Annotated in this window: 22 protein-coding genes and 1 rRNA gene; 13 read left to right on the top strand and 10 right to left on the bottom strand. The window is 36.0% G+C overall.

Translation table 11 applies throughout. The features are described 5' to 3' along the window. Window positions 1–4: 4 nt before the first annotated feature. On the top strand, window positions 5–844 hold the full coding sequence (locus ACFSQS_RS08880; RefSeq protein WP_388017305.1) for a TPM domain-containing protein: 840 nt from the start codon (window positions 5–7) through the stop codon (window positions 842–844). Between the two features lie 14 nt (window positions 845–858). Here ACFSQS_RS08880 and der read toward each other — a convergent pair whose 3' ends face one another. Further along, window positions 859–2,163, bottom strand: a complete 1,305-nt coding sequence (gene der, locus ACFSQS_RS08875; protein WP_388017302.1) for a ribosome biogenesis GTPase Der — start codon at window positions 2,161–2,163, stop codon at window positions 859–861. A 163-nt stretch (window positions 2,164–2,326) separates the two neighbouring features. On the opposite strand from der, the gene ACFSQS_RS08870 reads away from it, so the two are divergent. Next, on the top strand, window positions 2,327–2,848 hold the full coding sequence (locus ACFSQS_RS08870) for a GTP-binding protein (protein WP_388017299.1): 522 nt from the start codon (window positions 2,327–2,329) through the stop codon (window positions 2,846–2,848). A 62-nt stretch (window positions 2,849–2,910) separates the two neighbouring features. On the opposite strand, the gene era is transcribed toward ACFSQS_RS08870, so the two are convergent. Continuing rightward, entirely contained in the window at window positions 2,911–3,792 is an 882-nt protein-coding gene (era, locus tag ACFSQS_RS08865) for a GTPase Era (protein ID WP_388017296.1), read from the bottom strand. 195 nt (window positions 3,793–3,987) lie between these two features. Between era and ACFSQS_RS08860 the strand changes: the two genes are divergently transcribed. After that, complete coding sequence (locus ACFSQS_RS08860; RefSeq protein ID WP_388017293.1) at window positions 3,988–4,131, top strand: hypothetical protein; 144 nt, start codon at window positions 3,988–3,990, stop codon at window positions 4,129–4,131. Between the two features lie 56 nt (window positions 4,132–4,187). Here the strand turns inward: ACFSQS_RS08860 and ACFSQS_RS08855 are convergent, their stop codons facing one another. Together ACFSQS_RS08855 and ACFSQS_RS08850 are read right to left on the bottom strand one after the other, a co-directional pair. Then, the gene (locus ACFSQS_RS08855) at window positions 4,188–4,916 is read right to left on the bottom strand and encodes an FKBP-type peptidyl-prolyl cis-trans isomerase (protein ID WP_388017290.1); all 729 of its coding nucleotides are present in this window, start codon (window positions 4,914–4,916) and stop codon (window positions 4,188–4,190) included. An 87-nt stretch (window positions 4,917–5,003) separates the two neighbouring features. After that, window positions 5,004–5,885 (bottom strand): LysR family transcriptional regulator, encoded by an 882-nt coding sequence (locus tag ACFSQS_RS08850; RefSeq protein WP_388017287.1) that lies wholly within the window; start codon window positions 5,883–5,885, stop codon window positions 5,004–5,006. Between the two features lie 84 nt (window positions 5,886–5,969). On the opposite strand from ACFSQS_RS08850, the gene hutH reads away from it, so the two are divergent. The 9 genes from hutH (at window position 5,970) to ACFSQS_RS08805 (ending at window position 18,698) form a co-directional block, all read left to right on the top strand. Next, window positions 5,970–7,460 carry a histidine ammonia-lyase gene (gene hutH / locus ACFSQS_RS08845; protein ID WP_388017284.1) on the top strand — a complete coding sequence of 497 codons (1,491 nt, stop codon included), beginning with the start codon at window positions 5,970–5,972 and terminating at the stop codon, window positions 7,458–7,460. 12 nt (window positions 7,461–7,472) lie between these two features. Beyond that, on the top strand, window positions 7,473–9,470 hold the full coding sequence (locus ACFSQS_RS08840; protein ID WP_388017281.1) for a urocanate hydratase: 1,998 nt from the start codon (window positions 7,473–7,475) through the stop codon (window positions 9,468–9,470). Continuing rightward, entirely contained in the window at window positions 9,470–10,708 is a 1,239-nt protein-coding gene (hutI, locus tag ACFSQS_RS08835; RefSeq protein ID WP_388017278.1) for an imidazolonepropionase, read from the top strand. Before ACFSQS_RS08840 ends, hutI begins: the two co-directional genes overlap by 1 nt. 140 nt (window positions 10,709–10,848) lie before the next feature. Continuing rightward, window positions 10,849–12,003: a hypothetical protein gene (locus ACFSQS_RS08830; RefSeq protein ID WP_388017275.1), complete on the top strand. Its 1,155-nt coding sequence runs from the start codon at window positions 10,849–10,851 to the stop codon at window positions 12,001–12,003. A gap of 60 nt (window positions 12,004–12,063) precedes the next feature. Beyond that, window positions 12,064–12,858, top strand: a complete 795-nt coding sequence (locus ACFSQS_RS08825) for a hypothetical protein (RefSeq protein ID WP_388017272.1) — start codon at window positions 12,064–12,066, stop codon at window positions 12,856–12,858. A gap of 30 nt (window positions 12,859–12,888) precedes the next feature. Further along, window positions 12,889–13,959, top strand: a complete 1,071-nt coding sequence (locus tag ACFSQS_RS08820; protein WP_388017269.1) for a hypothetical protein — start codon at window positions 12,889–12,891, stop codon at window positions 13,957–13,959. A 108-nt stretch (window positions 13,960–14,067) separates the two neighbouring features. Next, complete coding sequence (locus ACFSQS_RS08815; RefSeq protein ID WP_388017266.1) at window positions 14,068–14,688, top strand: RNA polymerase sigma factor; 621 nt, start codon at window positions 14,068–14,070, stop codon at window positions 14,686–14,688. Window positions 14,689–14,690: 2 nt separating this feature from the next. Then, a complete protein-coding gene (locus ACFSQS_RS08810; protein ID WP_388017263.1) occupies window positions 14,691–15,437 on the top strand; it encodes a tetratricopeptide repeat protein in 747 nt (248 codons plus the stop codon). Between the two features lie 12 nt (window positions 15,438–15,449). Next, window positions 15,450–18,698: a CHAT domain-containing protein gene (locus ACFSQS_RS08805; protein ID WP_388017260.1), complete on the top strand. Its 3,249-nt coding sequence runs from the start codon at window positions 15,450–15,452 to the stop codon at window positions 18,696–18,698. Between the two features lie 442 nt (window positions 18,699–19,140). Here ACFSQS_RS08805 and ACFSQS_RS08800 read toward each other — a convergent pair whose 3' ends face one another. The 5 genes from ACFSQS_RS08800 to ACFSQS_RS08780 form a co-directional block, all read right to left on the bottom strand. Continuing rightward, the gene (locus tag ACFSQS_RS08800) at window positions 19,141–19,431 is read right to left on the bottom strand and encodes a Sec-independent protein translocase subunit TatA/TatB (RefSeq protein ID WP_388017257.1); all 291 of its coding nucleotides are present in this window, start codon (window positions 19,429–19,431) and stop codon (window positions 19,141–19,143) included. Between the two features lie 181 nt (window positions 19,432–19,612). Continuing rightward, window positions 19,613–21,919, bottom strand: a complete 2,307-nt coding sequence (locus ACFSQS_RS08795) for a M1 family metallopeptidase (protein ID WP_388017254.1) — start codon at window positions 21,917–21,919, stop codon at window positions 19,613–19,615. 102 nt (window positions 21,920–22,021) lie between these two features. Next, window positions 22,022–22,525, bottom strand: coding sequence for a DUF6702 family protein (locus tag ACFSQS_RS08790; protein ID WP_388017251.1), 504 nt, complete (start codon window positions 22,523–22,525; stop codon window positions 22,022–22,024). Between the two features lie 180 nt (window positions 22,526–22,705). Next, window positions 22,706–23,455: a hypothetical protein gene (locus tag ACFSQS_RS08785; protein WP_388017248.1), complete on the bottom strand. Its 750-nt coding sequence runs from the start codon at window positions 23,453–23,455 to the stop codon at window positions 22,706–22,708. Window positions 23,456–23,491: 36 nt separating this feature from the next. After that, on the bottom strand, window positions 23,492–24,235 hold the full coding sequence (locus ACFSQS_RS08780; protein ID WP_388017245.1) for a carboxypeptidase-like regulatory domain-containing protein: 744 nt from the start codon (window positions 24,233–24,235) through the stop codon (window positions 23,492–23,494). Window positions 24,236–24,426: 191 nt separating this feature from the next. Between ACFSQS_RS08780 and pepE the strand changes: the two genes are divergently transcribed. Continuing rightward, the gene (pepE, locus tag ACFSQS_RS08775) at window positions 24,427–25,134 is read left to right on the top strand and encodes a dipeptidase PepE (RefSeq protein ID WP_388017242.1); all 708 of its coding nucleotides are present in this window, start codon (window positions 24,427–24,429) and stop codon (window positions 25,132–25,134) included. A gap of 174 nt (window positions 25,135–25,308) precedes the next feature. Here pepE and rrf read toward each other — a convergent pair. Next, window positions 25,309–25,416 (bottom strand): 5S ribosomal RNA (gene rrf, locus ACFSQS_RS08770). Between the last annotated feature and the right edge of the window lie 13 nt (window positions 25,417–25,429).

Raw genomic sequence — 25,429 nt, 5'->3', positions numbered from 1 at the left:
TAACATGCGGCATTCGGTTTTAAGAATTCTATCACTAAAAAAAGAAGTAAAGTTTACCCTTTGCTTTTTAATGCTTTTTTGTGCTTTCAATCTTTCTTACGGGCAGTATAATATTCCTGAAAAACCCAGTTTTATTCCGCCAGTAATAGATATAGACAGCACCAAAACCCTAAGCACTAAAGAATACCAACTGCTTTACAACAAATTAAAACATTATAACGACTCTACATCTACAGAGATTTTAATAGTAATAATATCAAAAACAAAAGGAGAAAACATTGGGTTACTTGCCCCTAGGTGGGGGCACAAATGGGGAATTGGCCAAGAAAAAGAAGATAACGGTGTTATTATTTTATTAGCAAAAGATGACAGAAAAATATGGATTGCTCCAGGTTATGGCGTTGAGCATAAACTAACTGCTGGCATTAACGGGGAAATTATTAGGAATGTTATTATTCCGGAATTTAAACGCAACGATTATTATCGCGGATTAGACAAAGGTATTGATGCCATTTTTAAAGTGCTAAGTGGTGAGTATAAAAACAATAAAAAACCGTCTAATGGCGCCAACGTACCACCTGTTGGCTTTATTGTTGTTCTGTTTTTTATATTCATTATCATCCTTATCTCCATTACAAAAAACCGTAGAGGCGGCGGTGGCAAAAACGGTGGCCACAGATCTGCTGCCAGCGATATATTAGAAGCCATTATATTAAGTAATATGGGGCGTGGCAGTTACCGCAGAAATTCCGGTGGTTTTGGCGGTAGCTCCGGTGGGGGTGGCTTTGGCGGTTTTGGCGGTGGTGGTGGCTTTTCTGGCGGTGGTGCCGGTGGTAGCTGGTAACTCTGGCTAAAAACTTATTTTTTACGCATATAAACACTAATAGGCACACCATTAAAATTGAAATGCTCGCGTAGTTTATTTTCAAGAAAACGCTTGTACGGATCTTTTACATATTGCGGCAAATTACAGAAAAACGCAAATTGCGGCTGCGGTGTTGGCAATTGCATAATGTATTTGATTTTTACAAATTTAGCCTTGTACGCCGGTGGCGGATAGTTTTCTATAATAGGCAACAAGATATCGTTAAGCTGACTGGTTTTTATTTTTTTGGCTCGGTTTTTATAAACCTCTACGGCCGTTTCAATAGCTTTAAAAATACGCTGTTTGGTTAGTGCCGATATAAATACAATTGGCACATCGGTAAAAGGTTCCATTTGTTTTTTAATGGTTTTCTCGAATTCTTTCATCGATTTGTGGTCTTTCTCCACCAAATCCCATTTATTCACCAAAACCACAATGCCTTTTCTATTGCGCTCTGCCAGCCAAAATATGTTTTGCACTTGCCCATCAAAACCTCTGGTGGCATCTAAAACGAGTAAACACACATCGGCATGCTCGATAGCACGTACACTTCGCATTACCGAGTAAAACTCTAAATCTTCTTTTACTTTAGATTTTCTTCTAATTCCAGCCGTATCGACTAAATTAAACTCAAATCCAAAACGATTGTATTTGGTATCTATGGCATCGCGCGTTGTTCCGGCAATATCGGTAACTATATATCTATCTTCTCCGATTAATGCATTAATAAACGATGATTTCCCAGCATTTGGGCGGCCAACCACGGCAAAACGAGGCAGCTCATCTTCAATAAAATCTTCTTTCTCTGGCAGGGCTTCAACCAGGGCATCCAAGAGCTCGCCGGTGCCACTACCGTTAATACTGGCAATGGTATAGTAATCGCCCAGTCCTAAGGCATAAAACTCTACGGCATCTTCTGCACGTTTTGCATTATCGACCTTATTCACTACTAAAAAAACGGGCTTGTTTACTTTACGCAATAATTCGGCAACATCTTCGTCCATTCCCGTAACGCCAGATTCAACATCAACCATAAAAATAATAGCATCGGCTTCATCAATAGCCAGTTCCACTTGTTTATCGATTTCAGCTTCAAAAACATCATCACTTCCCAATACATAACCACCGGTATCGATAAGCGAAAACTCTTTACCGTTCCAGTCACTTTTACCGTAATGCCTATCTCTGGTTACGCCACTAACGGCATCTACAATGGCTTCTCGACGCTGAATTAAACGGTTAAAAAACGTTGATTTCCCCACATTTGGGCGACCTACTATGGCTACTATATTACTCATAATTTTTACTTCTATAACAGTCTAAGACTGAATTTTATATCGCTTCTGGAATATTCTGCAAAAATAGGAATTATACCCAATGCATAACGATTTTTAACTAAAGAATAAAAACGATTTATAATTTGAATAAAAAATGTTACTTTTCTAAGATTAAAAATAAAGTATGCCAGTTACCAACGATATTGTTTTACGCCCACGTTTTAAAATGGAATTAAATCAAGATAACGAAACCGTTTTAAAAGCTTTCGAGGATTGTAAAAATACACAAAGTGAATTTATAGTAAGCAGAATAGACGACCACGTATTCATTAAACTGCCTAAAGAAAAACAACGGTTTTGGTCGCCACAATTACATTTTGAAATAAATGAAACTGATACTAAAACAAGTACATTACATGGCTTATTTGGCCCTAACCCAACGGTTTGGACCATGTTTATATTTTTTCATTTTATGGTTGCCGGATTTTTTATAGCGTTTGGAATTTGGGCTTACACCAATTGGTCTTTAAAAAACGATTATGCCGTACAATTAAGTTTTATGTTTTTAATGGTATTGGTTTGGTTTGTGCTTTATTTTGCTGGTCGTATTGGTAAGGCATCGAGCAAAAACGAGATGCGCGATTTATATGATTTTATGAATGGGGTTTTAGAGGAAAACGGGGTTGTTACGAGCCAAAGGCCTTAAAATATTAAGACACGGATTTCATGGATTATCACGGATTTTTGAAATATCTTGCGATTTATATTTTAATTATTATACCCAAAACGTTTCAACTGATTTTGGTTGCTACGCCAGTTTTTATTAACTTTTACATACAATTCTAAATGAATTTGTTTCCCGAAAAACTTTTCCAAATCTTTTCTAGCTTCAATCCCAACACGTTTTAAAGCCGCCCCTTTATGCCCAATAATGATGCCCTTTTGGGTGTCGCGCTCTACCATAATTACAGAACGTATTCGAATGATGTTTTCTTCTTCGAGAAACTCCTCGGTCTCTATTTCAACCGCATAAGGAATTTCCTTTTTATAATGCATCAATATTTTTTCGCGAATGGTTTCGTTTATAAAAAAACGCTCGGGCTTATCGGTTAATTGGTCTTTTGGATAAAATGCGGGCGACTCTGGCAAGAGCTCAATAATACGGTTAAACACCTCTTTTACATTAAAACCTTCTAAAGCCGAAATAGGGACAATCTCTGCATTGGGCACTTTTTCTGACCAAAGCTGTACTTGAGTTTCTAATTGCTCTTGGTTTGATTTATCAATCTTATTCAACAATAATAAAACAGGGATTTTAGAATTTTTTATCTTATTGAAAAAAGCTTCGTCCTTTAATTCTTGCTCGCCAATTTCAACCATATAAAGTAAAATATCGGCATCTTCAAAAGCCGATTTAACAAAGCCCATCATAGATTCCTGCAATTGGTAAGCGGGTTTTATAATTCCGGGGGTATCGCTAAATAGCACTTGAAAATCGTCTCCGTTTACTATACCCAAAATCCTGTGGCGTGTGGTTTGCGCTTTGGATGTGATGATTGATAATTTCTCTCCAATAAAAGCGTTCATTAATGTAGATTTACCCACATTAGGATTACCTATTATATTTACAAAACCTGCTTTATGACTCATAATTTTTATTAATTATTACACTGCAAAGTTACAACCTTGGTTTGTAATTTCATTATCTTTATTTTGAAACAGAAAATCGAATCGTTTAATCAGTATTATGCTTTTTTTGTAATTTTAAAAATGAACGTTTATTATCTGACAAAAATCATATATACAAAACATTTGTATTAGTATTTTAGCTTAAAATTTTAATTTATGATAACTCAAACTATTTCTCTTTATAACTGGACCAATGGCGTAATAATGATAGCTATTTTCGCACTTGTTTGTATTGCATTAATTGGTATTCTTATTAATTTTATGATGAGCGGCAAGAAAAAAGACCCTGATGAAAACTAAAAAAAGCCGTTTAAATTATTTTAAACGACTTTTTAATATTTAGTTTTGGTGTGATTTTATTTTACTATTTCTAATAATTCAACCTCAAAAATTAAAACATCAAACGGTTTTATTTTACCACCTTGACGCGGAAAAGCACCATAAGCCAATTCTTGGGGAATAAAGAATTTGTATTTTGAGCCTACAGCCATTAACTGCAAACCTTCGGTCCATCCTTTAATTACTTGGTTTACAAAAAATTCCGCTGGCGTACCTCTATCAACAGAACTATCAAACACTTCGCCGTCAATGGTAGTACCGTGGTAGTGTACTTTTACCTTAGAAGCCGCTTCTGGTTTTTCGCCACTGCCTTCTTTTAAAACAATATACTGTAAGCCCGATGCTGCTGTTTTTACACCTTCTTTGGCTTTGTTTTCTTCTAAAAAGTTTTCCCCTGCAACTTTAACATCGTTATACTGCTCTTCTACTTTTTTTAATTGTTCGGCTTGTTGCTTTTTTCTTGTTTCTTCTTGCTTCGCTCTAAAGTAGGTATTTATTATTTCCCTGGCTTTATCTTCTTCAATCATTGTAGATGTAGAATCTAGAGTGTTTATAAAACCTTGAATAAAAATATCCCTATCAATTTCAGAAGCGCTCGTATTAACATTTCTTGCTATATCCATTCCAATAGCATAACTTACAGAATCCACTTGGGTTTTTAACGGCTTATTGGTTACCCCATTTTTATTACAAGAAAATAATGTGGTTGCCACTAAAGCGATACTTAAAAGTTTAATTGTTTTCATTCTTTATAGTTTATTTTTTATTTTTTATGTGATGCCAAAAGTATGGAATTTTATTGCAGTAAACAAAGCTAGTTTTTTCTGCTTTTTTTAATTGATATGAGTTAAAAATTTTTTCAATATGAGGTTCCTGTTCTTTTTATTCCAGATGACCGAAAGTACGGTTTTTTGAGACACTTTTTTTAATTCAATAAATTTAATACCCGGTATATTTTGAGTTTGAAGCGATTTTGGCACAATGGAAATCCCGAATTCGTTTTCAACCAACTTATAAATAGAACTCGCATGAATGGTATTGTGCGCAATAATTGGAGTAAAACCGTTATCGTCAAAAATCTGCATCACTTTCTCGAAATACGAAGCGCTATATTTTGAATCAAACAGAATAAAAGCATCGCTTTTAAACTGTTTGAGGTTTTTAAAATTGGTAGCATTTATAGGATGATTTTTGGGCAACACCAAGCAAAAATGCTCTTTTAAAATGGGTTTTATCTGTAAATCCCTTGGCACCCGCTCTAAGCGCACAAAACCAATATCAATATCGTGAGACAGCAAACTGTCTATTTGTTTTTGGTTGTCCAATTCTTTTAAACTAAAGTGCACATTGGGGTTTTCAGTTCTAAACTTTAGTAACAGGTTTGGTATAATCTCTTGCATAGCAGACCCAACATAGCCAAATTTTAAATCGCCACCAATGCCATCGTTTAACAATTTGGCTTGATTGAAGATACGGTCTAAATCATTTAAATGCTGCGCGATTTCGGTTTTAAGGTAACGTCCGGCTTTTGTAAGTTCCACTTTTCTGTTGTGGCGTTCAAACAATTTAATACCTAAATCGCCTTCCATTTGTTTTATTTGTCGGCTCAATCCGGGTTGCGAAATAAACAAGCGTTCTGCCGCTTTTCTAAAATGTAAATCTTCGGCAACAGCTATAAAATATTTGAGATGCCTTAACTCTAATTGATACTTCATAGTTATTAATTAATAATATTATTAATCTTGTTAAGCATCAAAAATAAGAATAACTTTGTTAACACATCCATTACACAAAAAAACATGTTTAAATACGGAATAGAGCATCTTACAGTAAATAAAGCCATTGCCATTGCAAACGGGACTTTACATGCTGGCATTACCGAAGATGTTAAAAACAATATAAAAAATTGCAGACAAAAAGTTGAAACAATAGCCAATTCAAACAAAGCAGTTTATGGCATAAACACAGGTTTTGGGCCATTGTGCGATGTACAAATTACACCCGAAGAAACCAGTAAACTACAAGAAAACCTATTAATTACCCATGCGGTTGGTGTTGGAAATGCAATTGATAAAGAACTTTCGAAAATTATGATGATTTGTAAAGTGCATGCCTTATGCCAAGGATTTTCAGGAGTGCGTTTAGAGCTCATTGAACGCATCATTTATTTTATCGACAACGATTTATTACCTATTGTACCCGAACAAGGTTCGGTTGGTGCCTCGGGAGATTTAGCGCCCCTAGCCCATTTATTTTTTCCTTTATTGGGTGAAGGTGAATTTTGGGTTAGCAATAGCATTAAACCAGCAAAAACGGTATTAAAACAACACGGTTTAAAACCGATGAAATTGGAAGCCAAAGAAGGGTTAGGATTAATTAACGGCACGCAATTTATTTTGGCAAATACCATTATCGGATTAAAAAAAATGAAATATTTACTTGATTTGGCCGATGTTTCCGGAACGATGAGTTTGGAAGGTTTTCAAGGAAGCGCCTCGCCTTTTAAAGAAGCCCTACATAAAATCAGGCCGTTTAAAGGGAATCTAAAAGTTGCCGAACGTATAAGGATGTTATTGAAAGATTCTCAAAACCTTGAAAATCATTTTGAATGCAGTCGTGTGCAAGATCCATACTCTATGCGCTGTATGCCTCAAGTTCACGGCGCTTCAAGAAATGCCTATTATCATTTGAATGAATTGGCAGAAATTGAAATGAATGCAGTAACCGATAACCCCATTATTTTAAGTGAAACCGAAGCCATTTCTGGTGGAAACTTCCACGGACAGCCCCTTGCGATGGCTTTAGATTACGCATCTATTGCTGCTTCAGAATTAGGTAATATTGCAGACCGACGGTGCTATTTATTATTAAAAGGTAAATACGGATTGCCACGATTATTAACCCAAGCTGGTGGCTTAAATTCTGGTTTTATGATTCCGCAATACACCACAGCAGCCTTGGTAACCGAAAACAAATCGCTGTGTTTTCCGCCATCGGCAGATAGTATTCCAACCTCGTTAGGGCAAGAAGACCATGTGTCTATGGGCAGTATTTCTGGGCGTAAATTCAACCAAATATTAGGGAATATTGAAAAAATATTGGCCATTGAACTCATGTACGCCGCACAAGCTTTGGAGTTTAGAAGACCTAATACATTTTCAAAAATAATAGAAGAAAATTTCAAAATAATAAGACAAAAAGTTGCTAAGTTAGAAGACGATCGTGTTTTAAAAGACGACATCAACGCATTAATAACTATGGTAAAAAACCGTGCTTTTATTGTAAACTAAAACCTTTAGATCATGACTTTTAAAGAACATATATTACAAGGCATTCCAACAAAATTACCAGTAAAACGCCCCGATACAAAAGATGCGAATAGAGCACCAAAACGAAAAGATATTTTATCTAAAGAGGAAAAACAACTGGCTATTCGTAATGCGTTACGCTACTTTCCTAAAAAATGGCACCAAGAATTAGCTGTTGAATTTGCCCAAGAATTGCTAGATTTTGGTCGTATTTACATGTACCGTTTCAAACCAAAATACAAAATATACGCACGAAATATTGCTGAATACCCTGCCAAATCTAAACAAGCAGCAGCCATTATGCTCATGATTCAAAACAACTTAGACCCTGCCGTGGCACAACATCCCGAAGAATTAATTACCTATGGCGGCAATGGCGCCGTGTTTCAAAATTGGGCGCAGTACCTTTTGGTGATGCAATATTTGGCGACTATGACCGATGAGCAGACTTTACACTTGTATTCTGGTCATCCCATGGGATTATTTCCATCGTCTAAAAATGCGCCTCGAGTGGTAGTAACCAATGGCATGGTAATTCCCAATTATTCGCAACCCGACGATTGGGAAAAGTTTAATGCCTTAGGGGTATCGCAATACGGACAAATGACGGCGGGTTCGTTTATGTACATTGGCCCACAAGGTATTGTACACGGCACGACCATTACCGTTATAAATGCCTTTAGAAAAATTTTACAAAAAGATGAAACACCCGCGGGAAAAATATTTTTAACTGCCGGATTGGGCGGTATGAGTGGTGCACAACCAAAAGCAGGAAACATTGCGGGTTGCATTACCGTTTGCGCCGAAGTGAACGCAAAAGCTGCAACAAAAAGACACGAACAAGGTTGGGTGGATGTACTTATTGATGATATGGGCGATTTAGTTACCCGAGTAAAACAGGCTCAAGAAAATAACGAAATCGTTTCAATAGCCTATATTGGCAACGTTGTTGATGTTTGGGAACGCTTTGATGAAGAGGATATTTATGTGCATGTTGGGTCTGATCAAACCTCGTTACATATTCCATGGACAGGTGGTTATTATCCTGCTGATATTTCTTATGAAGCATCAAACCGATTAATTCGTGAAAACCCAAAATTATTTAAAGAAAAAGTACAAACCACGTTGCGCAGACATGCAGCATCAATAAATAATCACACTGAAAAAGGCACGTATTTCTTCGATTATGGCAATGCTTTTTTATTGGAATCATCCAGAGCCGGAGCAGATGTTATGGCTGAAAACGGTATCGATTTTAAATACGCATCGTACGTGCAGGATATTTTAGGGCCGATGTGTTTCGATTATGGTTTTGGACCTTTCCGTTGGGTTTGTACTTCGGGAAAATCAGAAGACTTGGATAAAACCGATGAAATAGCAGCAACCGTTTTACAGGAAATCATGGAGCATGCTCCGGAAGAAATCAAACTTCAAATGCAAGACAACATCACGTGGATAAAAAATGCGAAACAAAACAAAATGGTGGTCGGTTCGCAAGCACGTATTTTGTATGCCGATGCCGAAGGTCGTACAAAAATTGCCAAAGCGTTTAACGATGCCATAGCCAAAGGTGATATTGGTCCCGTGGTTTTAGGACGCGACCATCACGATGTTAGCGGCACCGATTCGCCGTTTAGGGAAACCTCAAATATTTACGATGGCAGTAAATTTACCGCAGACATGGCCATCCACAACGTTATTGGCGATAGCTTTAGAGGCGCTACTTGGGTATCCATTCACAATGGTGGTGGCGTAGGTTGGGGCGAAGTTATTAACGGTGGTTTCGGTTTATTATTAGATGGCACGCCAGAAGCCGAAGCACGGTTAAAAAGCATGCTTTTTTACGATGTAAACAATGGTATTGCACGCCGAAGTTGGGCACGAAACGAAGAGGCTTTATTTGCCATAAAACGCGAAATGGAACGGACTCCAAACTTAAAAATTACAATCCCTAATTTGGTTGAAGACAATATTTTAAACGATTTATTTTAATGAAAACACTTTTTAAAAACATTAAGGAACTCATTCAAGTGCGCGACAAGCATATCGATTTTATCGCTGGTGCGGAAATGAAGATTTTACCAACCATTAAAGATGCTTTTTTAGTGGTTAAAAACGGATTGATTTCAGATTATGGAAAAATGGATGATTGTCCGAATGCCGAATTTGATACGATAGTTGATGCCACAGGAAAAATGATTTTACCCTCGTGGTGCGACTCGCATACCCATATTGTTTATGCAGGTAATCGAGAAGGTGAATTTGTCGATAGAATCAACGGACTATCTTACGAAGACATTGCCAATAACGGTGGCGGTATTTTAAATTCTGCAAAAAAACTCCAGGAAACTTCTGAAGACGATTTATACAATCAAAGTAAAACACGTTTAGAAGAAGTGATACAATTGGGCACGGGAGCTGTTGAAATTAAATCGGGTTACGGCTTAACTGCCGATGCCGAATTAAAAATGCTTCGTGTAATTAAGCGATTAAAGGAAAATTATCCTATTGAAATAAAAGCCACTTTTTTAGGTGCGCACGCGGTTCCTTCAACTTTTAAAAACAATAAAAGAGGCTATTTACAAATGCTTATTAACGATGTGATACCAAAAATTGCCTCTGAAAATCTCGCAGAATACATCGATATTTTTTGTGAAAAAGGATACTTTTCGGTGGAAGACACCGAACTGATTTTAGAAGCGGGCAAAAAACACGGCTTAATACCTAAAATACACGTTAATCAGTTTAATGCCATTGGCGGCGTACAAGCTGGTGTAAAACATAAGGCGCTATCTGTAGATCATTTAGAGATAATGCGAGATGAAGATATTGAGGCTTTAAAAAACACCAAAACCATGCCTGTTGCTTTACCAAGCTGTTCCTATTTTTTAAGCATTCCGTACACACCGGCCAGAAAAATGATTGATGCAGGTTTACCGCTAGCTTTAGCAACCGATTACAACCCCGGATCGACACCATCGGGCAACATGAATTTTGTAATATCTACGGCGTGCATCAAAATGAAAATGACACCAGAAGAAGCCATTAATGCCGCCACTATTAATGGAGCTTATGCCATGGGATTGGAAAAACAAGTCGGCTCTATTACCAAAGGAAAATTGGCTAATTTCATTCTTACAAAACCCATTAATTCTTATGGATTTATACCCTATTCATTTGGAAATCATCACATAGAAAAAGTTTACTTAAAAGGATTGGAAATTGATTAATTTATAAAAACACTATCAATACAATATTTAAAAGACACTTTAGAAATAGAGTGTCTTTTCTTTATAAAAAATGATTTTTCTAAATAAAGTTTGATGACATATTTTGTGCGATTCGATGTCATAATATAAACCATATTATTATGAAACTAATGAATCATTTTTTAATTGTAAGCTTCACTTTTTCACTTTTATTTTCCTGTAATTTTAGTAACCAGAATAACGCCGTTGGCAACCTCGATTTTGATGATAAATCTTCACAAAATAAAAATAGCATTTCATCTCAAAACGGTTTAAAATACAATAACATTTACGACCATAGTAACGGGATGGTAATATGCCGAATACCGCTACCAAAAAGCTGGAATTACAACGCCGCTAAAAATGCTAAAATAACGGTAACCGCGCCCAATAATATTAAAGTAAACAAAACCGAGACCTATAATTATGCCTATGCCAATGATGCGTTTTCGCTTCAAACGCTACAAATGGCCAACACCCCGAACGTACAGGTTTCTCCGGTTTACACGCTTCAACAAATACTACAAAATAATATTGTGCCCTCGGCACAATCGCAAGGCTACAATCTTGTAAAAAGCTATCAAATACCTAGCGTATTGCAATTTTGGAACAGGTTCGATTCTGGTATGTTAAAAACGGGCAGCAACAGGCGTTACCATGTTTTAGGCACAGATTGGGAGGACGCTAACGGCAATAAATCTTGTATCATTTTAGTGCAATCTATTATAGCTAAGGGCAATTTTATTTACTGGACTTTACAATCTACCGAACTGGAAGCGCCACAACAGCATTTTAAAAAAGCTAAAGAAGCATTCATTTACGGTTTAGCCAATACACAAATAAACATGCCATGGCAGCAACACAAAAACAAAGCCCTTTTACAAAGTATTAGACATAACGAAGCGTTTTGGGCAAATGCTACGAGGCAAAGTCAAATAGCACACAACCAACGTATGAGAGCCATTGAATCGAGAGGAAATACCACACGTTCCATCGGTAAAACGTATAGCGATATTTTAGATATTAATCATGCTGGTTATTTAAAAAGAAATGATATGAATAGTGCCGGACAATCCAAAACCGTTAATATGATTGGAGAACGTGCTACAATTTCAAACATGGCAACTGGCGAACGCTATAATGTTGAAGATGGCAGTAAATACTATTGGGTAAATACCAATGGCGAATATTTTGGCACGAACAATTCATTTTATGACCCTAGAGTAGATAATAGACTTAATAATAGTGAATGGAATCAATTTGAAGTTGAAAATTAATAAATGATGACATTTTAATTTAATTACGATGTCTAAGCAAACCCTTTAAATATCATCAAAATGAAATCAACAAAACTATACAGTATTTTATTAATTATTCTAATAGTGCTATCCTGTAGTTCGGATAACAATGAAAGTAACGAAAACAATCTTGCCAATTACACCCCTAGAATAAATTGCACAAGCAATACGGTTGTAGGGCCAACAGCTGCCTATTGGGATTATGGCAATAGTGTACCACCGCCATTAACGCAAGTGCCTATTATAGCAAATCCTGGATCGCAGTTTATACACAGTCAACATCCGTATTTGGGGTTAACCATTCCCCAAGGTTATACGGCATCCGAAGATACAGACCAGTTTACAGCGCCTTTGGGTGTTAACATAATTAGAAACGGAAATAAGTCCAATGCTGCAGTATGGAGATATGTACCGTTGTCAAGCTATCCGCTTAATTTTTCAGTCGATGACATAATTGCAAGAGAAATAAACGATAAAATGTTCAAGTTTTACGGAACAAACGGTAATAATTTTGAAGTATTATGTAAAAACACACCGCCTCCAATTTCTGAAAATGGGCTAACAAGAGTATTTAGTTCTCGATTGATTCGCTTTGGAAATCTCACAGGACTCGTTTGGGTTAGTGTTACGGCGGTACAAGGTTTACCTACGCTTTCAGTCGCATCTTCAATTTCTGTTGGCCCAACAAATGAGTATGACAATTTAGTGATGGATGTGTTTTTGCCACTTAGTTTTCAATTGTTAGTGAGCGACAGAGGTACGCTTCCAGATAGAGACAACGATGGTACTCCGGATATATTTGATAAAGAACCCGACAATCCCGATGTTCAATAAATAAAAAATACAAAAAAAATGATAAGCTCAATGATTAAAACGCCAATAAAAATCCTTTTATTAATAACCATTTTTAATATTACATTTTTTGCTTGTAGTAAAGAAGATGCTAATATAAAGGAAGAAGAAACATCGGGTTCACAGGTATATGTGGCGGGTGTTAACCCAATAAACCCACAGCTTGCCACTGCAGAATTATGGAAAAACGGGGTGGCCACCAACCTTTCAAGCACAAACGAACCTGGGCTTGCCTATTCTGTTTTTGTATCGGGAGAAGATGTTTATACCACAGGTTATGAGTATAATGGCACCGTTAATATTGCCAAGGTTTGGAAAAACGGTGTAGCCAGCAACCTAGGCAACGGCACAACAAGCTCTGTAGCCTATTCCATTTTTGTTTCAGGAAACGACGTACATGCTGCTGGTTTTGAAGAGGGCAGTAATGGGTTTAATGCCCGGTCTTGGAAAAACGGTGTAGCTACCGATCTTTCAGACGGATTCCAATCCAGTGCAAACGCCGTTTTCGTTTCAGGAAACGATGTCTATGCAGCGGGTTGGCAGATTCCCGTTAGCACCGCTAATAATGAGTTTACAGCAGTACTTTGGAAAAACGGCGTAGCTACAAGACTTACCGATGGCACTAAATACGCAGGTGCCACCTCTGTTTTTGTTTCGGGTAACGATGTGTATGTGGGAGGGTTTGAATATAAAGACAACCAAAGCAATATATTAGTGGCCAAAATTTGGAAAAACGGAGCAGCTATCAATTTAACTGATGGTACTAAAGATGCCATTGTAGAATCTGTTTTTATTGATGGCAACGATGTGTATGCCGTTGGTATGCAAAATGTAGGCAGTAAGCTTTTTGAAGATGCAGCAACCGTTTGGAAAAACGGAGTTGCCACCAAGCTTACTGATGGCACAAAAAAAGCAAGAGCACATTCGGTTTTTGTTAATGGTAGCGATGTGTATGTTGCTGGCGTTGAAAATAATGGCACACACGATGTTGCCACAGTTTGGAAAAACGGTGTAGCTACGAGCCTTACCAATGGTGCTGGACTTGCAAGAGCCTTTTCCATTTTTGTAAAAACCAACAACTAAGCATCATATTAATATTTTAATGATATAAATATTTTGTTGTAAAAAATTCAAAAAAATGGATTAAAAAAGTTGATAAACGAATTCTTATAGCATTTAATAGTGTAGTATTTGAATAAGATTAAAATAGTTGTATATTTCTTTCGAATTGCTACAACTATGGGACAAGCCTACAAACTTGAACATCAAACACAACTTATCGATGCTATTAAAAGCAACAATACCATTGCTTTAAAAGAACTATACATTACCAATTACCCAAAAATTGAAGCTTTGGTTTTAAAAAACAGTGGTACCGTTGCACATGCTAAAGACATTTACCAAGAAGCCTTTATAACTGTTTGGCAACATGTAAAAAACAACACGTTTATACCACAAAACAACACCGCTTTACAAGGGTATCTCTATAGAATTGCAAAAAACAAATGGACCGACGTTTTACGATCTAAAGTCTTTAAAAATTCTAAACCATTAAACATAGAAACCATGGTTGTTCTTAAAAACGACGAAGACGAAACTAACGAACTGGAAAGCAAGAACTTAAAAATAACCATGACAGCTTTTAAAAAGCTTGGAGCACCCTGTAAATCGCTTTTGCGCCAATTTTATTTTAATAAAAAATCTATGAAAGAAATTGCCAACGAATTAAAGCTAGACGCCGCATCTACAAGAAACAAAAAATACCGATGCGTAAAAAAACTACGCGAATTGGCTTTAAAAACCAATATATAGTAATGAACCCAAATACCAACATATCTCAAGAACTACTGGAGTCTGTAGAAAAGTACCTTAACAATACCATGGATGCCCCCAACCTTAAGGCGTTTAAATCTAGGTTAAAAAACGATTTCGAGTTTAAAACCCAAGTAGAAGACATTAAAACATTGCTTTTAGCTATAGAAACCCAAAGCTTAAAAGAAAAACTAAACGATTTCCACAACCAAATTAAACCAAAGGCAGAAGTAAACACAAACCAGGAAAACAAAAAAAACACCCACATAAACTACCGAAAATTTGCCGTGGCAGCAGCCATTGTTATTGCCTTTGGCAGCATCTGGTTTTTTAGCAACCCGCCCAACCAAAAGCTGTATGCTAAATACTTTAAACCCGATCCGGGGCTTCCAACAGCCATGGGCAGTACAGATAATTACGATTTTTACGATGCTATGGTAAATTACAAAAGAGGAGACTATACATTGGCCATAAGCAAATGGCAAACGCTTTTGGTACAAAAACCAGAAAACGATACCCTAAATTATTTTTTGGGCGTAGCGCATTTGGCCAATAAAAACGAAACAGAAGCCATTCCCTTTTTAGAACGATCGGTACAATCGCAAGACACATTCCCGTTAATACACGACGCCTATCATTATCTAGGATTGGCCTATTTAAAAGAAGGCAATTTAACCTTGGCTAAAAAATATTTTAAGCTCAGTAATACCGAAGCCAGCAATACCATTATTTTAGAACTCAACGATTAAACTGTTAATCACATGACAAGGCTAATAACATATTGTAAATGTGTCTTTTTTATTATCCTTTTCAGTTGTACGCTAAATTTTCAAGCCCAAAACAATACGGTTTTCAATACGGGATACATCAACAAATTAATAGAAAATGATTCTTTGCAAAAAGCAGAAAAAGAACTGCAAATTCAAACCCAATATTACACCAACAACAAACAATACGATTCGCTTTCCAATCTAGTTTATTATCATGGCAGAATAGCCATATTAAAAGGTGAAAACGATTTTTTAGAAAAAAGTGAAAAAGCCCTCGAAAAACTAAAATCTTTAACTCATAATCCAGATGATTTATATAACGCTTACGCGGATATATCGACGTTAACGGTTGATAACGGCCTATATCAAGAATCTTACAATTACAACAAACTCGGTTTCGAACAAGCCAAAAAAACAAGCACAAACCGTTTAAATAAAATGGCCAGAAGCGCATACGGGCTTTCCAGCACATCGTATTTTTTAAGGAAATTCGATTTGGTAAAAAAACACGGGCTAGAAGCCTTTAAAATCAATGAAAAAAACCCTAAAGCCACAGCAACCAATGTATATAGCGCTTGCAATATTGTTGGTTTAATGATGCAAAACGAAAACAAATTAGATAGCGCATTGTATTATTACAACAAAGGGGTTAATGCCTTAAAAAATACCCAAGGCAACCTTAACGAACGCTATTATTACCCCGCTATTTTATCGGGTAATATGGCCATAATTTACATGAACCAAGGCCAGTTTTCCAAGTCGCTAAAGCATCAAGAACATGCCATTCGCCATTACAAAACCTATTTAGATGCTTCGGCAAACAGCCCAAATATAAGCAATGCCAGGTACAACTATTTATCAGTAATTAACGATATGGGGAGCAATTATGTAAAGCTGGGGCAGCTAGAACGCGCCCTTAATTTATTCGAGCATAATTACAAAAAAGCAAAAGCCTATTTTCCAGAAAACAGTATTCAGCAAATTGTATTTACCAATCAGCTTGCCCAAGGAAAATGGGTAGTTCACGATGGCGAAGAAGCACTAAAGCTTATTGACGAATCTTATAGTAAATTTAAAAACATATCTGAAGATTATGCGGGCTACATGACTTATGCCATGGGAACAAAAGCCAATATTCTAGAAAATATGAATAAAATTGAAGCTGCCTACAACGCCTATAAATTAAGTGATGCCCTATATGAAACCGTTAGCCCTGGTAGCTATAGCCACGACCGACTTACAAAACTTAGGGAATCGGCATTGTTTTATTCCAGAAACGGTTTCGAAAAAGAAGCCAATAAAGCCAGTAACAAATTATTGGAAGTTGTAAACAAAACGGCAACCCCAGAAAATCTGGAAACCATAAAAACCAATAACCTAATGGCCGAGATTAAGTTTAACCTCAAAAATTACGAGGGCGCTATATCTTGGTCCGAAAAATCCTTAACACTTTTAGAAAAAAACAAGGCCTTAAAAAGCACCGATTCCCTCTATTGGCAAACTTTAAAAGCAACACCCATGCTTTACAAAAGCAAAGCCGCTTTCAAAAGTATTGATACCACTAAGGTTAAAGCCGTTTTAGAAATTTACGGTACGCTTAAAAACTCCATTGAAATTTTAAATACCGCCTCGTCAAAATATGTTTCGGATATCGATAAAAGCGAACACCTATCCAAGATGAAACCCATAATAGATTTTACCATGGAAATTAGTCTTAAACTTTACGAAATGACCAAAAACAAGCTGTATTTGGAGCAGCTTATTTCCATGCACGAATCAACACTCTACAATCGCATTCGCTCTAAATTATCTATTAGGGATAACATTAAATTTAAAGATGTTCCGCAAGATGTTATTGAAAAAGAAACCGCCATAAAAAACCAATTAAAACGTTTAAGAAGCAACATAAATCTCGACAAAAACTCCATTGAAAAATTTAACAGCACAAATACCGAGTGGCTTGTTTTTTTAAACAATTTAAAAAAGAAGTATCCCAAATATTACAATATGCGGTACAAAACCGTAAAACAATCTGTAGGCAACATACAAAAAAACATCCCGAAAAACACCACAATTGTTAGGTACCTTTACATAAATAGCAACTTATATGCTTTTATTGCTTCTAAAAAATCAACTGCGTTTTATGAGTTAAATTCAGAAAATTTAGAGGAGCAAATTCAACTTGCGTCAAATAATATCGTAAAATTAGAAGCCTCAAAAAAAGTACTGCATCAACTTTACAAACAACTTTGGAAACCTTTTGAAGAAAGCATTAAAACTGAAAATATTATTATTATTCCCGATGGTGCTTTATTCAATTTAAGTTTCGAAAGTTTAACGCCCAAACACATAAATTCATTTAAAGAACTGGCAACCCATAGCTTACTTGCCAGACACATCCTGTCGTACAATTATAGCTTACTGCTTTTAGAAAAGGACAGAAAAACCGTTGATTATCAAAACGATTTTATAGCCTTTGCCCCAGAATTCAACGACAAAATGAAAACGGATTACAAAATTGGAATAACCGATTCTATAGCTATTGATAAAACCTATTTAAAATTATTGCCGCAACCATTCAGTGTAGATCTAGCCAAAGAATTTACAAGACTTTTTAACGGCACCTCCTTTATTAACGAAAATGCCTCTAAACAAATATTTACAAACGAAGCCAACGAGCACAAGATTATCCATATTGGCACGCACGCCGAATCCAATAACATAAAACCAGAATTATCGCGCTTAATTTTTGCCAAAAGTGATGATAATGAAGACAACTCGCTTTATACCTACGAGATTTACAACGAAAACCTAAATTCTAACTTAGCCATTTTAACCGCTTGCGAAACCGGAAAACCAACCTATAAGGCTGGCGAAGGCATGATATCGTTAGCCCATGCTTTTAATTATGCTGGCAGCGAAAGTATTTTAACCAGCCTTTGGAAAATTGATGAGCAATCCAGTGCAAAAATAATCGAATTGTTTTATACCAATATAAAAAAGAGCCTACCAAAAGACAAAGCCTTGCAACAGGCCAAATTAAGTTATTTAGCCCAAGCCCAGGGCAGAACCATAGCACCACAATATTGGGCCGGTTTAGTACTTATTGGCGATGCCTCTCCGCTAGATCTGCAATCAGGTTCGGCTTATTTAATGTACTTGCTTTTGGGGCTATTGGCTCTTGCTCTTATAATTATAGTGGCTAGAAAAATAAAAATGGGTATTGAAAGGTTTTTTTAGCTTTAACTGCTTTTACAGAAACAAATAAATTATGTTTTGCCATAATATTGCCATTAGGTGCATTAAGCTCTAATACCATCTGTTTTTGCCTAAGTTTTTATGGTTTTAAAGCTTGTTTTAAAATCATTAGTGTCCAACTAAAAACGTTTTATAATCGTTAATCTCTTTTAAATAAAGAACTTGACGCGTCTTTTAAAATGATACCTTGTTTATATAAAACAATTATAAAGAGTGCGATGAGATGTTTTATTATTCAATTCACCTCTGACAATCAGTTAGTTAGAATCTAGTCTTGGTTCTAATGTCTAAAAGCGAAGCGGTCTTATGTCTTTTATAGGACATTAATGTAATAAAATATAAAAAATGTTTTGTAAGTAAATATTGAAGCAAGAGTTAACAGCGCCATAGTGCTTTATTACCTTTTTGGTAAATAGAATGTTTGTTAAAGTTTACGCTTTACCGAACCCGTAAAGTCCTCTAAATCGTCTTTAACCTGATCGAGTTCTTTTTTTACATCGTTGGTAATGCTGGTGGTGTCTATACCGTTTTTTTCTACGGTTTTTGTGATTTCTTGTTTAATATCGTTGGTTGCGTCTTTTAAGGTTCGCATACCTTTACCAAGGCCACGGGCTATTTCGGGCAGCTTGTCGGCACCAAAAACCATGATAACAATAAATAGGATAAATGCTATTTCTGCACCGCTAATAAATAAAAATGTAGGTTGATGTATCACAGTACAAATATAGTGAGTGTTTTGTTAGAATAAAAAGAGGCGGTCTAAAAAGTTATCACCGCTGCCATTTTGAGCGCAATCAAAAAAACCATACGCATTCATTTTAAATACGTTTTGATTGCTCTTAAACTAACATTCTTAATTAAATTACTATTTTTAAGACAGCCTAATTAATAGATATTTATCCTTTTATTTTGTCTTTAAATTGGTCGAATTGACTTTGTTTTTCTTCTTTAGGCCACGAATTGTTCGAGGTATCTACATCTGCTGTCTCTAAATTCGGGTCTATTTTAATACTTATTATTTCTTTTTCTGAAGCTATTGCTTTATTTACTTCGTTATCGTTAAACCTCCAAATCTGCGCGGGGTATTTTTCTGTTTTAAAAGTACCGTCTGCATAAGCATATTCAACAATAATAGGCATTACCAATCCGCCTGGTTTCTCGAAGGTAATGTTATAGAAATACTTTGGCGAGTTTATGTTTTTCTGTTCTTCTGGTGTAAAGTTGTCCATAATGTACGCTTTAAGAGGTGTTGAGTTTTCGCTTGGCATTCCGTTTTTCATGTTCTCTTTAAAGTCTTCGCTACCTTCTTCAACCATGTAAACCAATGGCCTTAATTGGTTTTCGCTAATATTTCTTTCTTTCATAAGTTCTTTCATGTAGGCATTTGGTTTAGAAGATACGTAGTATTTTTTCACTTCTTTAATGCCAATATCTACCCAATCTGTGGTGTAAAACCAACCTCTCCAAAACCAATCCAAATCAAAGGCCGAAGCGTCTTCCATGGTTCTAAAAAAATCTTCTGGCGTAGGGTGTTTAAACATCCAACGTTTCGAGTATTCTTTAAAGGCATAATCAAATAATTCGCGACCCATAACGGTTTCCCTCAAAATATTTAAAGCTGTGGCTGGCTTTCCGTAGGCGTTGTTTCCAAACTGGTATGTGTTAAGTCCTTTCGTCATAATTGGCATAATATAGTCTTGGTTGCCAGACATATATGGTATGATATTAGCTGCAGGCCCGCGTCTTGAAGGGTATTTGTCGTGTCCGGGAGATAAGGCTTCTGGGTACCAAGTGCCAAAATCCTGCTCGGCGACATATTGTAAAAAAGTAGTTAAGCCCTCGTCCATCCAAGTCCATTGGCGCTCGTCGCTATTAACAATCATAGGGAAGTAATTATGTCCAATCTCATGTATAATAACGCTCATCATTCCGTATTTTGTGCGATCGCTGTAATTGCCATCTTTATCAGGCCTGCCATAATTCCAGCAAATCATTGGGTACTCCATACCTTGGTTTTTTGCATGCACCGAAATGGCCTTGTGGTAGGGGTAATCGAAGGTCATTCTAGAAAAGGTTTTTAGCGTGCTAGCCACGGCTTTTGTTGACCAGTCTTCCCACAGCGGATTGCCCTCTTTTGGATACATTGATACTGCCATTACATCTTTACCGCCTATTTTAACGGCCATCATGTCCCAGATAAACTTTCGCGACGTTGCAAAACCGTAATCACGCACATTTTCTGTTTTGAATTTCCAGGTTTTGGTTTTGTTGGAAAAACCTTTTTCTGCCGCTTCTGCCTCGGTTTGGTTTACAATAACTACGGGTTCGTTATAAGACTTTTTTGCCTGCTCGTAACGTTGCATCATGGTTTTTGTAAAGACTTCTTTTCTATTAGTAAGCTCTCCCGTGGCATCTAAAACATGGTCTGCTGGTACGGTAATATTTACCTCGTAATTGCCAAAAGGTAGGGCAAACTCATCGCGCCCCCAAAATTGGGAATTCTGCCAACCTTCTATATCGTTGTAAACAGCCATTCTTGGAAAAAACTGAGCAATTACATAAGCTCTATTGCCATCTTCTGGAAAATATTCGTAGCCAGAGCGGCCGTCTTCAACCACATGGTCGTTAATGTTGTACCACCATTTTATTGAGAACGAAAACTTGTCGCCAGTTTTCATGGCTTTTGGCAATTCTACACGCATCATGGTTCTGTTAATCATGTATTGTAATGGTTTGCCGTTAATATCTTTAACTTCTTCTATATTAAAACCTCTTTCTAAAGGTGCCTTTAAATAAGTTTTTGCAAATTGAGAAGGTGTTTGTACCGGCGATATGCTGCTACTTTTAATTAACGGCGATTTAGAGTCTTTTGCACGTACATTTTGATCTAATTGAACCCAAAGATATTTTAAAACATCGGGTGAATTATTGGTATAAGTAATGGTTTCAAAACCAGACAATACAGCATTTTTATCGTCTAGAACTATATCCATTTTATAATCGGCTTGCTGCTGATAATAGGCTACACCAGGAGCTCCAGATGCTGCCCTGTACATATTTGGCGTAGAAAACTCGTCGTATAGTTGCTTGAATTTATTTGTATTGGTGTGTCCTTTTTTTTGCTCTTTTTGGTCTTGCCCTTGTGCAAAAACACCTGTAGTAATAAACGCTACAGACAGGAAGTAATAGGCGATTTTTTTCATCTTTATTTTTGTGTTTAGATAGTTAATTTATGCTTTCCAATAATTTAACTAATCGTAAAAAGTGCTCGAAAATACTAATTTTAATAACAATTTAACTTTGTTTTAATTAAAGTTTAACAAAGCATGGTCTTTTTGAAGAATAAGTAAAAAACTGTTTTGTTTCGAGTTTATTTTGGTTTTAACTATATTTTGTTGCTCTTGAAACAAATCAAACAGTAATTGGTTGGTAATTTGAATGGTATCAATAGATTTTACTCCTTCAATTTCTAGGTAACAAAGCATTATATCGGCATCGTATTCTTTTCCAATAAAATTTAATTTTGCGGCTTTGTTGTTTATTTTAATCTTTAATTTTTGGTTTAAATAGCGCTCAATATAAGCATCTACGGTTTTAGGCTCGTTTTTGCCAGCTAATGTTATGTTTTCATCATAGCGTTTGCGCAGTACATTTTCAAAATCGTCAATAAAAATCCTCGATGTTATTTGTACAGATGCTTGCTGCCTCACATAGGTTATTTGGGTTACGCTCACATAATATTTGTGCACAGGGGCAAATGCCAAAAGCGGAATTATTAAAACAAGCAAAAAAGACTTGGTAAGAGCCATCTGTATTTTTTTGCTAAAATAAGTATTTTGATGCTTGCATTTACTTTTCATAAAGCGATCCAAAAAATATTTTAATTATTTGGGCGTTACCTAAAGGTCGGGCTATTCGCTATATCTTTTTCTCGTGCCTCAAAAAAGGATGCCGCTGCTATCCCTAACGCAGCAATAATAACTTAAAAATTAATCTTTAGGCAATTCCAAATTTTCGTTATAAACTATTAGTTTTTCTTTTAAAAATTCAAAAATTTCAATATCGCTTTTATCTTTACAACGCTTTGCAAAATTTGCATCGTCTGCACAGAAATAAAAAAAATCTGTGTGCTTACTTTTATCGAGTTTGTAAATACTAAAAAAACTCTCAGACAATTTTACTTTTATCTTTTGCAATAAATCATCATTTGCCTCTATTCTCACCCTGTTTTTAAGCTCTTTTGTTCTTCCAGAAATGCCGTTTAATATGGGGTTTAAAGGAATTCCGCCGCCTAAAAGCCCTAATAGCATTTTTGGTTTAAACACCCCAGCCTCGTGCAATCGGCGCTCGCTTTGTGTTGCAATTTTACCGGTATATCCAGGAATACCAACATTGTAAAAATTAATGGGCGGGTCGCCTTCAACATTATCAATATCCAAAAGCAAATCTCCTGTTAGTATTTTACCAATTAAAACTTCGCCTAATTGGTTTATTTGTTCTTCTAATTTTATGGCTAATGTTCCATTTAAAACTACATTTTTGTTAATAATTATCTGCATTAGCTTGTGCTGAATAGACGAAAACACTAGCGTATCCCCAACTTTCGCGGTAATTACAAACGCGCCTATTTTATTTGTAGCTGCAAAAACTTGAGCTGTTTTATTTATAACGTGTATATTTTCAACGCTTACATTACTTTCAACTTTTCCGTGAATTTCAACAGATTGCGATATGGCCATTTTAAAACCAAAAAAAAAACTAAAAAGGCAATCGGCTTAATCTTTTGCATCTCTAAGCTTTAAAAATTCTTTGCTTTGTTTTATTATGAACTCGATTAAATACACTTCGTTTTTGGTATCGAACAATTCATTTTTAATGCCTTTAGCTTCAATATATGCTATAAATGATTCAACCTTTTCAAATGGAATATTACAGGTTTCACTAATAAATTTAGGCGAATACACGTCTAAAATATCTTTAGTTAAATCTTTTTTTTCATTATAAATATCCTTTTTTTTACTTTTCCGTTTTAACAGCTTGTTTAATCCAAGTATGGCAGCAAAGTCAATACCATTGTAAAATTGGCCTTTATTGGTTATTTTAATTAATTCATTAACAACAACAGTATTATCGAAAGCTTTATCATCATTATATTCAAAATCTATATTTAAATTTCCCATATCTATAACCAAAGGTTTAATAGCCTTAACATTTAAAATATCGGCCTCAATATTACCTAAAAGACCAGAAGACAATAACACAGCATCCAATTGGTTTACCTGCTCTATTAATTGAATTTTTAATTGTTTTGTTTCTAAAACATGGGCATCAATAGTAACCGATACGGTTTGAAACTGTAAAGCTGCAATTTCAATTATATCGTTTAAAGCCACCATAATAATAAATTCGCCTTTGCTGTTTGTTATGGTCCCCTTGTTAGAAGAAGCGTTGTAAACCGTAACACTTTCCACATCGTTATTTTCAGCAAGAATAATACCGCTAACTTCAATACGCTCCATATTCTGACTTGTTATTGAGTCGCAAAAAAAAAGTATTGCAATAAGAAGTAAAAGTGGTTTCAATGGTAGTTTTATTGCTAATCTGGTTTATTCAATAAAGAAAGTATTTCAAATCTTAAATAAAATGAAAAACCGCTTTAAACTTTTGTTAAAACATCTGATTGTTTAAATTTACAATATATATCCATAACATGAAAAACCTAATTATTGCAAGCACCTCCACAGTACACGGCAGTGGGTATTTAGATTATATCTTTGAAGAACTCACCGTTTTATTTAAAGATGCCCAAACTATATTATTCATCCCCTATGCAAGGCCAAGCGGCATATCGCATAACGATTACACTCAAAAAGCAAAAAAAGCCTTATCCAAAATCGGTAAAAAAGCAGTAGGCATACATACCTTTAAAAACCCCGTACAAGCTATAAAAGACGCACAAGCCATATTTACCGGCGGCGGCAATACCTTTGTTTTGGTAAACCAATTATATAAAAACAATTTAATAACAGCATTAAAAGAAACAGTAACCAGCGGCACACCGTATTTAGGCACAAGCGCAGGAAGTAATATTTGTGGGCTTAGCTTAAAAACAACAAACGACATGCCCATTGTTTGCCCACCTAGTTTCAACACTTTGGGGCTGGTACCCTTTAACATTAACCCACATTATCTGGATCCCGATACCAACAGCAAACACATGGGCGAAACCCGCGAAACCAGAATTAAAGAATTCCACAATTACAACACCCCGCCAGTAATAGGCCTTAGAGAAGGAAGTTGGCTGCACGTTATTGGCAATTCAATTATCTTAAAAGGCGATCTAAAAGCACGCATTTTCGAACATAACAAAATCCCTTACGAAGTAAATTCAGGAACACAACTCAACCATATAAAATAAAACCCGTCAGGACGAGGGGTCGGCGATGGGCTCGGGCTATACCACACTCGAGCTAACGTAAAAAGAGTGCTCGGGATCAAATCCCCAAAACCATAATCTAAACAAACAGATGTTTTCACTAAAGTTTAGCGCAAAAAAAAGAGTCTAACCACACAATGTAATTAGACTCTCCAAAAAAGGCAACGACCTACTCTCCCACAAATGCAGTACCATCGGCGCTAACGGGCTTAACTTCTCTGTTCGGAATGGTAAGAGGTGAGCCCCGTCGCTATAACCACCTTAAGCTTTAGTCCCG

Source organism: Gelatiniphilus marinus (genome assembly GCF_042684345.1).
Classification (GTDB): domain Bacteria; phylum Bacteroidota; class Bacteroidia; order Flavobacteriales; family Flavobacteriaceae; genus Gelatiniphilus; species Gelatiniphilus marinus.
The sequence above is the reverse complement of the archived record's forward strand: the minus strand, read 5'-3'. Positions and strand labels throughout refer to the sequence as shown.